Genomic DNA, 12,839 nt, shown 5'->3' with positions numbered 1-12,839 from the left:
GTAGGATCGTCCTCCGCAAACCGATAGTCGGGGGCAGTGTGAAGCACTGTCGTCGAGGGGTGGTGGTCGGGTGGCGGGAGGGGCGCACACAAGCAACTACCGGGGCATGGGCCGAGCTTGACCGATCGTCACCGAGGGGCGGCAGCACGTGAGCGAGGGGCACCAGGGCACAGGAACCACCTCTGAGCACGCGGGAAATCCGTTCCTGGGGCACGTATTGCGGGTATCGGGACTTCTGCGGGACCAACTGCGCGCCCGGCGCGCAGCGCCGTACGGATGGATGCGACACGCGTGACGGAGCAGCCCACCTCCTTCGAGCGCCCCCAGGGCGCCGACCCCGCGGAAGGCCGCGGGGCGCTCCGGCGTGCCCCGAAGCCCGCCGCCACCCCGGCCTTACCGGCGCAGGTCCGGGCGGAGGGAGCCCCCTCCGGGCCGGGCACAGCCACACCCTGTGGCCAGGCAAAGGACGGCAAGGGGAAGGAGCCCCCAGTCAACGGCCCCGAGCACTCCCAGCCCGCCGCCGCCGAGCCCGGCGCACACCGCCCGCGCCCCGCGCCGGAGGGCATTCCGCCGCAGCCCGGCGCCGAGCAGGAGCGGTCGCCGGGCGGTGAGGACCGCCGTACCGGGCGCGGCCTGCCGCCGGGTCGGCCGATGCCGATGCGGCGCGACGGGGACCGGCTCAGATTCGTGGGCGCGGCCACCCGCAGGATCGCGCGCGGCCTGGATCTGGACGAGATCGTGATGGGCCTGTGCCGGGCGACCGTGCCGACGTTCTCGGACGCCATCCTGGTCTATCTGCGCGACCCGCTGCCGGTCGGCGACGAGCGGCCCGTCGGGCCGGTGGTGCTGCGGCTGCGCCGCAGCGACCGGATCCCGGAGGAGCGGGACACCGACGGTGTGCTGCTGCCGCCCGCCTTCGACCCGGAGCCGGAGCCGAGCGCGCTGGCCGAGCTGTCCTCGCTCACCACCGAGTTGTGCGAGGTGCGGCCCGGCGGCGCGCTGAACGAGGTACTGCGCGGGGTGCGGCCGGTGTTCGCCGACTCGCCCGCCGCCCGGGCCGCGCTGCCCGAGCTGCTCGGCGAGGGCAGCGAGGCGGTCGTGCCGTCCGGGCAGCACGCGATCCTCGCGCCGCTGCGCGGCCGACGCCGGGTGATCGGCGCGGCGCTGTTCCTGCGCCGCCCGGAGCGGCTCGCCTTCGAGGCCGACGATCTGCTGGTGGCGGCCCAGCTGGCCACGCACAGCGCGCTCGGCATCGACAAGGCGGTGCTGTACGGCCGGGAGGCCTACATCGCCGACGAGCTGCAGCGCACCATGCTGCCCGAGACCCTGCCCCGCCCGACCGGCGTGCGGCTCGCCTCGCGCTATCTGCCGGCCGCCGAGACCGCGCGGGTCGGCGGCGACTGGTACGACGCGATCCCGCTGCCCGGCAGCCGGGTCGCCCTCGTCGTCGGTGATGTCATGGGCCACTCCATGACCTCGGCGGCGATCATGGGCCAGCTGCGCACGACCGCGCAGACACTGGCCGGGCTCGACCTGCCGCCGCAGGAGGTGCTGCACCACCTGGACGAGCAGGCGCAGCGGCTCGGCACCGACCGCATGGCGACCTGTCTGTACGCGGTCTACGACCCGGTCACGCACCGCATCACCATCGCCAACGCCGGCCATCCCCCACCGGTGCTGCTGCACCTGGGCGGCCGGGCCGAGGTGCTGCGGGTGCCGCCGGGCGCGCCCATCGGCGTCGGAGGCGTCGACTTCGAGGCCGTCGAGCTGGACGCGCCCGCCGGGGCCACGCTGCTCCTCTACACCGACGGCCTGGTGGAGTCCCGGCTGCGGGACGTGTGGACCGGCATAGAGCAACTACGCGAAAAGCTCGCCGCGACCGCCCAGTTGACCGGCCCCGACCATCCGCCGCCGCTGGAAGCCCTGTGCGACGAGGTGCTGGACATGCTCGGGCCGGGCGACCGGGACGACGACATCGCGCTGCTCGCGGCCCGCTTCGACGGGATCGCGCCGAGCGATGTCGCCTACTGGCGGCTGGAGCCGGAGGAGACCGCCCCCGGCCAGGCCCGCCGGCTGGCCCGGCGCGCGCTCGCCCGCTGGGGCCTGGAGGACCTGTCGGACTCGGTGGAGCTGCTGGTCAGCGAGGTCGTGACCAACGCCGTACGGTACGCCTCCCGGCCGGTGACGCTGCGGCTGCTGCGCACGGACGTGCTGCGCTGCGAGGTCGGCGACGATGTGCCGCAGCTGCCGCGCCTGCGGCAGGCGCGGGCCACCGACGAGGGCGGGCGCGGCCTGTATCTGGTCAACAGGCTGGCCCGGCGCTGGGGCGCGACCCGGCTGAGCACCGGCAAGGTGGTGTGGTTCGAGGTCAACTACACGGCCCCGCAGGACTGAGCGCGCACAGCGAGTCGCTTTTCGGTCAACGTGTCCTGAAGGCAAAAGATCCTTGAGGATTTCATTGACTGGAGTGCCGGATGTGAATCAGTCTCACTTGGTCGGCGGAAAGATCACCAGCCGACAGCGCGCACGGCACTGACCGGCCGGGTGCGCTCCATGTTCCTGAGGGGGGAAGTTCAGCCATGCGCAAGATCACAGCCAGGCTGGCGCTCATCGGTGTGGCAGCGGCGACGATGTCGATGGTGCCGCTGGCGGGTACGTCGTACGCCGCCGGCGGCTGTTCCGGCGCCGGGTGCGACAACAAGGGCCCGGCCACCTACAGGTGCGACGCCAGCAGCTCCACGAAGCGGACGGTGAACAGCAACGGCCGAGTGGCCGAACTGCGCTGGTCGGCCGACTGCCTGGCCGGCTGGGTGCGGATCAAGAACAACGCGGACCCGTCGGTCTACGACTCCACCGCGACCATCGAGAAGTGGAGCCTCGACGGCAAGCTGCTGAAGTCCCTGTCCGTCAGGACGCCCGGCTACGGCCAGACCGACTGGTCGAACATGCTCGGCGGTCCGGAGTTCGAGTACCGCGTGTGCGTCCGCTTCGACAGCGACCTGTACCCGCTGCAGTGCAGCAGCAAGTTCTAGTGCCGCCGCGACGCCGGACCGCCGGATGACCGGCTGACCGGAACTCGTCGGACGCACCGGTCCTTCCTTGCGGCCCGTATCCGTGCCACGGCTCGGATACGGGCCCGCCTGCGTTACTGGCCGAAGTTCTGGCCGCCACCCGGATCGAGCGGGTTCTCGGGCGTGGTGCCGCCCGTCGGCGTCTGCGTCGGCGTCTGCGTGGGGGTCTGCGTCGGCGTCTGCGTGGGCGTCTGGGTCGGCTTGTGCGTCGGCGTGTGGGACGGCGACGTGGAGGTCGACGGCTTGCTGGACGGACTGTGCGTCGGCGTGTGGGACGGGGTCGGGCTGAACGTCGGCGTCTGGGTCGGCTGGACGGCGGCGCCCTGCGTGGTCTCCAGGTCGAACTTGCTGACGCTGGCCATCGCCCCGAAGGTGTACGCGGCCCAGATCTTCGCCGGGTAGGTACCACCGTTGATACGGCCGCCGCCTTTGGTGATGAGGCCCGTGGCGCCCGTCAGCGGAACCTGGGCGTGGGTCTTGGCGTCCTCGCCGAACAGGCCGACCGAGGTGACCAGGCCGGGGGTGTAGCCGGTGAACCAGGCCGACTTGTTCTTGTCGGACGTACCCGTCTTGCCGGCGACCTGCTGGCCGTTGCGCTCCGGGTTCTTCGCCACCGACTCGTTGGCCGTACCGTCGTCGACCACGCCGGTGAGCACCGAGGTGACCGTGTCGGCGGCCTCGCGGGGGATCACCTGGTCGCCGATCGGGTCCGGCAGGGTGACAGTGCTGTCCTTGTGCTCGGCCGACTTGATGATCGCCGGGGTGACCTTCACGCCGTGGTTGGCGAAGGTCGCGTAGATGCCTGCCATCTCCAGCGGGCTCGCGCCCATGGAGCCCAGCGTCTGCGCGGGGACCGCTTCCATGCCCTTGGTGTCCATACCGAGCTTGCCGGCCACGGACATCACCTTGTCCATGCCCACATCGACGCCCATCTGCGCGAAGACGGAGTTGACGGACTGGTTCATGGCCGTCTGGACGGTGATGGGGCCGTAGTCCGTGTGGTCCTCGTTGGGCGGGCCGAAGCCGACCTTGCTGCCGTGGTCGACGACCTCGCGGCCGCTGGTGCCGTCGTAGATCGTGCTCGCCGTGATGGGCTGGTTGTCCTGCGTCTGGGCGCCCTCGGCGAGAGCGGCGGCCAGGATCACCGGCTTGAAGGTGGAGGCGGGCTGGTAGTCGCGGCGGGTCGCGTTGTTGGTGTAGTGCTTGAAGTAGTCCGCGCCGCCGTACATGGCGAGGACCTTGCCCGTCTTCGGGTCGACGGACACGGCACCGGGCTGGACATCGCCGTCGACGGAGCGCTTGTTCGCGTCCAGCTTGCTGGTCAGCTGCTCCTTGACGGCCTGCTCCAGCTGGCGCTCCTTCTTCCGGTCGATGTTGAGCGTGATGGTCCAGCCGCCCTTCTTCACCAACGCCTCGGCGTCACCGAGGGAGTTGGCCTTGCCCTGGGCGACCAGCTGCTTCTCCAGCTGCGCGTTGGCCGCGTCCACCAGGTAGCCGGTCTGGCCCTTCATGCCGGGGGCCGCCTTGGGCGCCTTCGGCACCGGGAAGGTCATGGCCTGGCGCTTGCCCGCGTCCAGCCACTGCTGCTTGACCATGTTGTCCAGGACGTAGTTCCAGCGGGCCTGCGCCAGCTTCTTGCCCGTGTCGGTGGCGAGCGCCCAGTCGTACTGGTTCGGCGCCTGGAGCAGCGCCGCGAGGTAGGCGCCCTCCTGGACGGTGAGACTCTTGGCGTCCTTGTGGTAGTACGCCTGTGCCGCGGCCTGGATGCCGTAGGCGCCGCGGCCGTAGTAGCTGGTGTTGATGTAGCCCGCGAGGATGTAGTCCTTGGACTTCTGGCGGTCCAGCTTCAGCGAGATGACCAGTTCCTTCAGCTTGCGCGAGACGGTCTGGTTCTGGTCCAGGTAGTAGTTCTTGACGTACTGCTGGGTGATCGTCGAACCGCCCTGCGTGCCGCGCCCCATGAGGGTGTTGAGCACACCGCGGGCGGTGCCCCTCAGGTCGACGCCGGCGTCGTGGTAGAACGACTTGTTCTCCGCCGCGACGAAGGTGCGCTGGACGTCCTTGGGGACCTCGGCGAGGTCGACGCTCTCACGGTTGAGGTCGCCGGTGCGGGCGAGCATCGTGCCGTCGCTGTACTTGTAGATGTTGCTCTGCAACTGGGCGGCGGCGTTGCCCGCCGGGATGTCCACGTACATGTACAGGCCGATGAAGGTCGCGATCATCAGCAGGCACAGCCCGAAGAACGTGCCGAGGACCTTCTTCCAGGTGAAGATCCGGCGTATGAGGGGCTTCTTCTCCGGCCTGGGCCTGTCCGCCCTGGACGTCTCCGCCCTGGACGTCTCCGCCGTGGGCGTCTCCCCCGTGGGCCTGGAGCGGCGGGGCTTGGGCGCCGCGCGGTGGCCACCACGCTGTCGCGCTCGTCTCTCTTCCGCTCGTCCCATCGGTCCCTACGCTCGCTTCCGTCTCGGGGTCAGCTCCGAAAGCTAACACCCGCCTATATGACAAAGGACGTCCGATCCGCTCTTTTGCGGACGTGACAATGAGCACCTGCTCCAAGGGAACCGACGGCTGTGGAGGTCACAGGGTTGCTTCGACGAGTAAAAGTGATATCACTTAGCTAGAAGCAAGCTAGGCCTGCCGCGGCAGGCCGCAGGAGAAACGGGGACCACCCATGTCCGCACACAACCCGGCCGCCGGCGCCGACGTACCCGAGATGCCCGCCCCGCGGGTGCGCGAGTTCACGGCGCACAGCATCGGCGGCGGGCTCGCCCTGCTGCTCGGCCTGCTCGGGCTCGGCGCCGGCATCGCGCTGTTCGTCACCGCCTCCACGGTCTCCGCCGCCGGTGCCAAGGCCGCGCTCATCGTCGCGGGCGTCGTCGTCTTCCTCGCCGGCGTCATCTCGGTGCGCGGACTGAACACGGTGGCGCCCGGCGAGGCCCGGGTCGTCCAGCTCTTCGGGCGCTACCGGGGCACGATCCGGCAGGACGGCCTGCGCTGGGTGAACCCCTTCACCTCGCGGACCCGGATCTCCACCCGGGTCCGCAACCACGAGACCGCCGTACTGAAGGTCAACGACGCCTACGGCAACCCGATCGAGCTGGCCGCGGTCGTGGTCTGGAAGGTGCAGGACACCGCGCAGGCCACCTTCGAGGTGGACGACTTCGCCGAGTTCGTCGCCACGCAGACCGAGACGGCCGTGCGGCACATCGCGATCGAGTACCCCTATGACGCCCACGACGAGGCCGGCCTGTCGCTGCGCGGCAACGCCGAGGAGATCACCGAGAAGCTGGCCGTCGAGCTGCAAGTGCGCGTGGAGGCGGCCGGAGTTGAGATCATCGAGTCACGCTTCACGCATCTCGCCTACGCTCCCGAGATCGCCTCGGCGATGCTCCAGCGGCAGCAGGCGGGGGCGGTCGTGGCGGCGCGTCGGCAGATCGTGGACGGCGCGGTCGGCATGGTCGAGGCGGCGCTCGCCCGGATCTCCGAGGCGGACATCGTGGAACTGGACGAGGAACGGAAGGCGGCGATGGTGTCCAACCTGATGGTCGTGCTGTGCGGAGACCGGGCCCCGCAGCCGGTCCTCAACACCGGCACCCTCTACCAGTGACGGACCCCTCAGAGGCTCCGAAGCGACGGCCGCAGCAGCGCAAGCAGGTGCTGCTGCGGCTCGACCCGTCGGTGTACGAGGCGCTGGCCCGGTGGGCCGGGGACGAGCTGCGGTCGGCGAACGCGCAGATCGAGTTCCTGTTGCGCAAGGCGCTGGCGGAGGCGGGACGGCTGCCGAAGGAGACCGGGCCGCTGCCTCGTCGCGGCCGCCCGCCCGTTTCGGAACCGTGACAATCGGCCCCCACCTGGACCGCCGTACAGCGGGCCATGATCGGAACACTCCACGTATACATGCCGCGTATACACCGTGTGTAGAGTGCTCCGCATGTCCATCGGTCACACCCTGCTGGGGCTCCTGGAGTCCGGCCCGCGACACGGCTACGACCTGAAGCGGGCCTTCGACGAGAAGTTCGGTCACGACCGGCCGCTGCACTACGGCCAGGTCTACTCCACGATGTCCCGGCTGCTGAAGCACGGCCTCGTGGAGGTCGACGGCATCGAGGCCGGCGGCGGCCCCGAGCGCAAGCGCTACGCCATCACCCACGCCGGCATCACCGACGTCGAGCGCTGGCTCGCGACCCCGGAGAAGCCGGAGGAGTACCTCCAGTCGACCCTGTACACCAAGGTCGTCCTCGCGCTGCTGACCCACCGGAACGCGGCCGACATACTCGACACCCAGCGCGCCGAGCACCTGCGCAGCATGCGGATCCTGACCGACCGCAAGCGCAAGGGCGATCTCGCGGACCAGCTGGTCTGCGACCACGCGCTGTTCCACCTGGAGGCCGACCTGCGCTGGCTGGAACTGACCGCCGCGCGCCTGGACAAGCTCCATGCGGAGGTGACCCGATGACCGCTCCCGCCGGCTCCCTGCTCGCCGCCGAGAACCTGCACAAGGCCTACGGCCCCACGGTCGCGCTCGACGGCGCCGAGTTCTCCATCCACCCCGGCGAGGTCGTCGCCGTGATGGGCCCCTCCGGCTCCGGCAAGTCGACACTGCTGCACTGCCTCGCCGGCATCGTGCCGCCCGACTCCGGATCCATCGTCTACGACGGCCGCGAGCTGGCCGGCATGAGCGACACCGAACGCAGTGCGCTGCGGCGCAGCGAGTTCGGGTTCGTCTTCCAGTTCGGGCAGCTCGTACCGGAGCTGACCTGCGTGGAGAACGTGGCGCTGCCGCTGCGGCTGAACGGCACCTCCCGCAAGCAGGCTGAGAAGGCCGCGCTCGGCTGGATGGAACGCCTGGAGGTGGACGACCTCAGGGGCAAGCGGCCCGGCGAGGTCTCCGGAGGCCAGGGACAGCGGGTCGCGGTGGCGCGGGCGCTGGTCACCTCGCCCCGGGTGGTGTTCGCCGACGAGCCGACCGGCGCGCTGGACTCCCTCAACGGCGAGCGGGTGATGGAGCTGCTGACCGATGCGGCCCGCTCCGCCAACGCGGCCGTCGTCCTGGTCACGCACGAGGCCCGGGTGGCCGCCTACTCCGACCGGGAGATCGTCGTACGCGACGGCAAGTCCCGGGACATGGAGCGCGCCATATGAATGCCCGGCAGTGGACCCGGGACCTCGGCATGGGCGTCCGGTTCGCGTTCACCGGCGGGCGCGAGGGCTGGATCCGGATGCTGCTGACGGCCGTCGGCGTAGGCCTGGGCGTGGCGCTGCTGCTGCTGACGACCGCGATCCCGAACGCGCTGGCGGTACGCGACCAGCGCAACCAGGACCGCATGGACTACCTCTTCGGCGCGCACCCCGCCAAGGCCGCGAACACCCTGGTGATCTCCGACGCCGACAGCTCCTTCCGGGGCAGCGACGTACGCGGCCGGCTGGTGGAGCCCGAGGGGCCGCGGGCACCGATCGCCCCCGGCCTGTCGAAGTACCCCGCGCCGGGCGAGATGGTCGTCTCCCCCGCGCTGAAGAACCTCCTCGGCTCGGCGGACGGGAAGCTGCTGCGCGAGCGGCTGCCGTACCGGATCGTCGGGACGATCGGCGAGCCCGGACTCGTCGGCTCGCACGAACTCGCCTACTACGCCGGGGCGAAGGACCTGGCCGCGCACACGAAGAACTGGCGGACGACCCGGATCACCCACTTCGGGCCTCCGCAGGCGTCACCGCCGGACAAGACCGAACCGGTGCTGATCCTGCTGGTGCTGGTCGTCTTCGTGGTGCTGCTGATGCCGGTCGCCGTGTTCATCGCCACGGCCGTGCGGTTCGGCGGCGAGCGGCGCGACCGCAGGCTGGCGGCGCTGCGGCTGGTGGGCTCCGACAGCCGGATGACCCGGCGGATCGCGGCCGGCGAGGCGCTCGCCGGATCGCTGGTCGGGCTGGCCTTCGGCACGGTCTTCTTCCTGCTCGGCCGCCAACTGGCCGGTTCGGTCGAACTCGTGGGCATCAGCGTCTTCCCCAGCTACCTCGATCCCTCCCCGGCACTAGCCGCCCTGGTCGCCGTCGCCGTGCCGGCGGCCGCGGTGCTGGTGACGCTGTTCGCGCTGCGCGGGGTGGTCATCGAACCGCTGGGCGTGGTCCGTACGGCCAAGCCGGCGCGCCGCCGGCTGTGGTGGCGGCTGCTGCTGCCGCTGGCCGGACTGGCCTGCCTCGCGCCGATGATCGGCCAGGGCCGGAACAACGGCACCTTCAACGAGTACCTGGTGATCGGCGGCGTCCTGCTGCTGCTCGTCGGCGTGACCGCGCTGCTGCCGTGGGTCGTCGAGGCGTTCGTGGCCCGGCTCGGGCGCGGCGGGGTGGCCTGGCAACTGGCCGTACGGCGGCTGCAGCTGAGCAGCGGCACGGCGGCCCGCATGGTCAACGGCATCGCGGTCGCGGTGGCCGGTGCGATCGCCCTGCAGATGCTGTTCGCGGGGATCCAGGGCGACTTCACCAAGTCCACCGCACAGGACACCGACCGCGTGCAGATGCAGGTCAGCCTGGAGCGCGGTGTTCCCTTCCTCCCGGCCGCCGAGAAGTTCGCCGCGACCAAGGGCGTACGGCAGGCCATCTCGCTGGGCGAAACCGAACTGGGCGACCGGCGCTGGACCTCCGACAGCGGGCCGGACAACACCGTCGGTCTCACCGTCGGCACCTGCGCCTCGCTGCGTACGATGGCCGCCCTGCCGACCTGCCACGACGGGGACGTCTTCGCGGTGAGCGGCGGGGACCGGGACACCGACGTGGCGAAGCTCGCCCGGCCCGGCCGCACCCTCCACGTCGACACGAGCGCCGGCAGGGACACCGGCCCGGACCTCCTGTGGACCGTGCCTGGCGGCCTGAAGCAGGGCCGCGCGCTCACCGGCCCGTCCGGGATCAAGGAGAGCGGTGTGCTGATGACACCGGCCGCCATGTCCCCCCGGATGAGCGCCGCGCTGACCGGATCGGTGTACCTCGCGCTGGACGAGTCCCTTCCGGACGTGCACGAGTACGTCCGCAACACCGCGGCCCGCATCGACCCGCTGGCGGACGCGATGGTGTGGTCGTCCACCGAGCGTTCCAGGCAGTTCACCTCGATCCGCACCGGTACGTTCGCCGGCGCCATCTGTGTGCTGGCACTGATCGGCGCGAGCCTGCTGGTCTCCCAGCTGGAGCAGTTGCGCGAGCGCAGGAAGCTGCTGTCGTCGCTGGTCGCCTTCGGCACCCGGCGGCGCACCCTGAGCATGTCGGTGCTGTGGCAGACGGCGATCCCGATCGCACTGGGCCTGCTGCTCGCCTCGGCCGTCGGACTGACCCTGGGCGCGGTGCTGCTGAAGATGGTGGGCGCGACCGTGGGCGTGGACTGGGCGAGCGTACTGTCGATGGCAGCCGCGGGCGCGGCGGTGGTCCTCACGGTCACAGTCCTCAGCCTGCCGCCGCTGCTGCGGCTGATGCGCCCGGAGGGATTGCGTACGGAGTAGGCGGGGGCGGGTCGGAGCAGGCGGCGCAGCCGCCACTCCGGCTGTCAGTCCAGAACCCGCACCGGCAGCGCGCCCAGCGCACCGCGCAGAGCCGAGGCCAACTCCTCGTACTCCGCGGAGCGGGCCGCCCCCGCCCTCATCGCGAGAGCGACCCGGCGGCTCGGGGCGGGCTCGGCGAAGTAGCCGGTGAGGAGCTGGCTGCTGCGGGTGGTCTCCAGCTTCAGCGCGGTGCGCGGCAGCAGGGTGCAGCCGAGGCCGCCCGCCACCAGCTGGACGAGGGTGGAGAGTCCGGCCGCCGTCGTGGTCACCGGGGCGCCCGCCCGTCGCCCACCACCACCCTCAACCGAGGGGCTTCGCCCCGTCCCTTTGAATCCCAGGCCTGCCTCGCGGCAGATGTCCAGGGCCTGGTCGCGCAGGCAGTGGCCCTCGTCCAGGAGGAGCAGGTTCAGCTCCTTCAGGGCCTCGCGCGGGATGCCCTCGCGGCCGCCGAGCCAGTGGTCGAGCGGGGTGACGAGCACGAAGTCCTCGTCGAACAGGGGGAGTTCGACGACCCCGGGCACACTGAGCGGGACCGCCAGCAACAGCAGGTCGAGGCGGCCGGAGCCCAGGCCGTCGATCAGGCTGGCGGTCTGCTCCTCGTGCACCTGGAGGTCGAGGTGCGGGTAGCACCCATGGACGAGCCGCAGCACGGTCGGCAGGAGGTACGGCGCGACCGTGGGGATCACCCCGAGCCGCAGGACACCCGTGAACGGCGCCCGGACCGCCTCGGCCTCCTCCAGCAGTGCCCCGACCGCGTCCAGCACCGCCTTCGCCCGTACCGCGAGCCGCTCACCGGCGGGCGAGAGCAGCACCTTGCGCGTCGTACGCTCAAGGAGGGTCACCCCGAGGGTCTCCTCCAGCGCCGAGACCGCGCCCGACAGGGCGGGCTGGCTCATCCCGATGGCGGCCGCCGCGTCCCGGAAGTGCAGATGCTCGGCGACAGCGGCGAAGGCACGCAGCTGGGCGAGGCTCGGCTGCCTCCGCTTGCCGTTACTGATGGTCACTGATAGCTACCTCCGATCAACGCGACCGATTGTAGCTATTTCTCTAATCAATGCAGATTATGCCACCATCGACAACGTCCAACCCCATGAGAAAAGCCCCCAAAAGGGGCGATTCTTCGCTGCAAGGAGAGCGTGTGCTCACTGTCGGTGACAAGTTCCCCGAGTTCGAACTGACCGCCTGCGTCTCGCTGGAGAAGGGCAAGGAGTTCGAGCAGATCCACCACAAGTCCTACGAGGGCAAGTGGCTGGTCGTGTTCGCATGGCCGAAGGACTTCACCTTCGTCTGCCCGACCGAGATCGCCGCGTTCGGGAAGCTGAACGACGAGTTCGCCGACCGCGACGCCCAGATCCTCGGCTTCTCCGGTGACTCCGAGTTCGTCCACCACGCCTGGCGCAAGGACCACCCGGACCTGACCGACCTGCCGTTCCCGATGATGGCCGACTCCAAGCACGAGCTGATGCGCGACCTCGGCATCGAGGGCGAGGACGGCTTCGCGCAGCGCGCGGTCTTCGTCGTCGACCCCAACCGCGAGATCCAGTTCACCATGGTCACCGCCGGTTCCGTGGGCCGTAACCCCAAGGAGGTCCTGCGGGTGCTGGACGCCCTGCAGACCGACGAGCTGTGCCCGTGCAACTGGAGCAAGGGCGAGGACACCCTGGACCCGGTCGCGCTGCTGGCTGGTGAGTGACCCATGTCGCTCGACTCGCTGAAGTCCCGCGTCCCGGACTACGCCAAGGACCTGAAGCTCAACCTGGGCTCGGTCATCGGCAACTCCGAGCTGCCCGCGCAGCAGCTGTGGGGCACCGTGCTGGCGACCGCCATCGCCTCGCGGTCCCCGATCGTGCTGCGTGAGCTGGAGCCGGAGGCGAAGGCGAACCTGTCGCCGGAGGCGTACACGGCCGCCAAGTCGGCCGCCGCCATCATGGCGATGAACAACGTCTTCTACCGGACGCGCCATCTGCTGTCGGACCACGAGTACGGCACCCTGCGCGCGGGTCTGCGGATGAACGTCATCGGCAACCCGGGCGTGGAGAAGGTCGACTTCGAGCTGTGGTCGTTCGCGGTCTCCGCGATCAACGGCTGCGGCCTGTGCCTGGACTCGCACGAGCAGGTGCTGCGCAAGGCCGGCGTGGACCGCGAGGCCGTCCAGGAGGCATTCAAGATCGCCTCGGTGATCCAGGCGGTCGGCGTCACGCTGGACGCCGAGGCCGTGCTTGCCGAGTCGGCCGAGTAACCCGTCCCG

General features: G+C 70.6%; 11 protein-coding genes. 9 read left to right on the top strand and 2 right to left on the bottom strand.

Annotation, left to right across the window (positions count from 1 at the left end; genetic code table 11):
- Window positions 1-291 precede the first annotated feature (291 nt).
- Together AB0L75_RS24065 and AB0L75_RS24060 are read left to right on the top strand one after the other, a co-directional pair.
- Window positions 292-2,394: a SpoIIE family protein phosphatase gene (locus AB0L75_RS24065; RefSeq protein WP_365184187.1), complete on the top strand. Its 2,103-nt coding sequence runs from the start codon at window positions 292-294 to the stop codon at window positions 2,392-2,394.
- 185 nt (window positions 2,395-2,579) lie between these two features.
- Entirely contained in the window at window positions 2,580-3,032 is a 453-nt protein-coding gene (locus tag AB0L75_RS24060; RefSeq protein ID WP_365184185.1) for a DUF2690 domain-containing protein, read from the top strand.
- A gap of 113 nt (window positions 3,033-3,145) precedes the next feature.
- Here the strand turns inward: AB0L75_RS24060 and AB0L75_RS24055 are convergent, their stop codons facing one another.
- Entirely contained in the window at window positions 3,146-5,512 is a 2,367-nt protein-coding gene (locus AB0L75_RS24055; RefSeq protein ID WP_365184182.1) for a transglycosylase domain-containing protein, read from the bottom strand.
- A 230-nt stretch (window positions 5,513-5,742) separates the two neighbouring features.
- On the opposite strand from AB0L75_RS24055, the gene AB0L75_RS24050 reads away from it, so the two are divergent.
- From AB0L75_RS24050 to AB0L75_RS24030, 5 genes are all read left to right on the top strand, one after another.
- A complete protein-coding gene (locus AB0L75_RS24050; protein WP_365184179.1) occupies window positions 5,743-6,678 on the top strand; it encodes an SPFH domain-containing protein in 936 nt (311 codons plus the stop codon).
- A complete protein-coding gene (locus tag AB0L75_RS24045) occupies window positions 6,675-6,908 on the top strand; it encodes a hypothetical protein (protein WP_031163798.1) in 234 nt (77 codons plus the stop codon). The genes AB0L75_RS24050 and AB0L75_RS24045 overlap by 4 nt, the downstream gene beginning before the upstream one ends.
- A gap of 94 nt (window positions 6,909-7,002) precedes the next feature.
- On the top strand, window positions 7,003-7,527 hold the full coding sequence (locus tag AB0L75_RS24040; RefSeq protein ID WP_365184176.1) for a PadR family transcriptional regulator: 525 nt from the start codon (window positions 7,003-7,005) through the stop codon (window positions 7,525-7,527).
- The gene (locus AB0L75_RS24035) at window positions 7,524-8,213 is read left to right on the top strand and encodes an ABC transporter ATP-binding protein (protein ID WP_365184173.1); all 690 of its coding nucleotides are present in this window, start codon (window positions 7,524-7,526) and stop codon (window positions 8,211-8,213) included. Before AB0L75_RS24040 ends, AB0L75_RS24035 begins: the two co-directional genes overlap by 4 nt.
- On the top strand, window positions 8,210-10,552 hold the full coding sequence (locus AB0L75_RS24030; RefSeq protein WP_365184170.1) for an FtsX-like permease family protein: 2,343 nt from the start codon (window positions 8,210-8,212) through the stop codon (window positions 10,550-10,552). The genes AB0L75_RS24035 and AB0L75_RS24030 overlap by 4 nt, the downstream gene beginning before the upstream one ends.
- A 44-nt stretch (window positions 10,553-10,596) precedes the next feature.
- Here AB0L75_RS24030 and AB0L75_RS24025 read toward each other — a convergent pair whose 3' ends face one another.
- Entirely contained in the window at window positions 10,597-11,595 is a 999-nt protein-coding gene (locus AB0L75_RS24025; protein ID WP_365184168.1) for a LysR substrate-binding domain-containing protein, read from the bottom strand.
- Window positions 11,596-11,729: 134 nt separating this feature from the next.
- Here AB0L75_RS24025 and AB0L75_RS24020 point away from each other — a divergent pair, with 134 nt between their 5' ends.
- Together AB0L75_RS24020 and AB0L75_RS24015 are read left to right on the top strand one after the other, a co-directional pair.
- A complete protein-coding gene (locus tag AB0L75_RS24020) occupies window positions 11,730-12,284 on the top strand; it encodes a peroxiredoxin (RefSeq protein ID WP_023547062.1) in 555 nt (184 codons plus the stop codon).
- Window positions 12,285-12,287: 3 nt separating this feature from the next.
- Window positions 12,288-12,830 carry an alkyl hydroperoxide reductase gene (locus AB0L75_RS24015; protein WP_365184166.1) on the top strand — a complete coding sequence of 181 codons (543 nt, stop codon included), beginning with the start codon at window positions 12,288-12,290 and terminating at the stop codon, window positions 12,828-12,830.
- Window positions 12,831-12,839: the final 9 nt, after the last annotated feature.

The organism is Streptomyces sp. NPDC052101, from assembly GCF_040680235.1.
GTDB lineage: Bacteria > Actinomycetota > Actinomycetes > Streptomycetales > Streptomycetaceae > Streptomyces.
The sequence above is the reverse complement of the archived record's forward strand: the minus strand, read 5'-3'. Positions and strand labels throughout refer to the sequence as shown.

Coding starts and splice junctions, on each gene's coding strand:
- AB0L75_RS24060 (WP_365184185.1), top strand. CDS start 2,580: ATGCGCAAGATCACAGCCAGGCTGGCGCTCATCGGTGTGGCAGCGGCG.
- AB0L75_RS24055 (WP_365184182.1), bottom strand. CDS start 5,512: ATGGGACGAGCGGAAGAGAGACGAGCGCGACAGCGTGGTGGCCACCGC.
- AB0L75_RS24050 (WP_365184179.1), top strand. CDS start 5,743: ATGTCCGCACACAACCCGGCCGCCGGCGCCGACGTACCCGAGATGCCC.
- AB0L75_RS24040 (WP_365184176.1), top strand. CDS start 7,003: ATGTCCATCGGTCACACCCTGCTGGGGCTCCTGGAGTCCGGCCCGCGA.
- AB0L75_RS24035 (WP_365184173.1), top strand. CDS start 7,524: ATGACCGCTCCCGCCGGCTCCCTGCTCGCCGCCGAGAACCTGCACAAG.
- AB0L75_RS24030 (WP_365184170.1), top strand. CDS start 8,210: ATGAATGCCCGGCAGTGGACCCGGGACCTCGGCATGGGCGTCCGGTTC.
- AB0L75_RS24015 (WP_365184166.1), top strand. CDS start 12,288: ATGTCGCTCGACTCGCTGAAGTCCCGCGTCCCGGACTACGCCAAGGAC.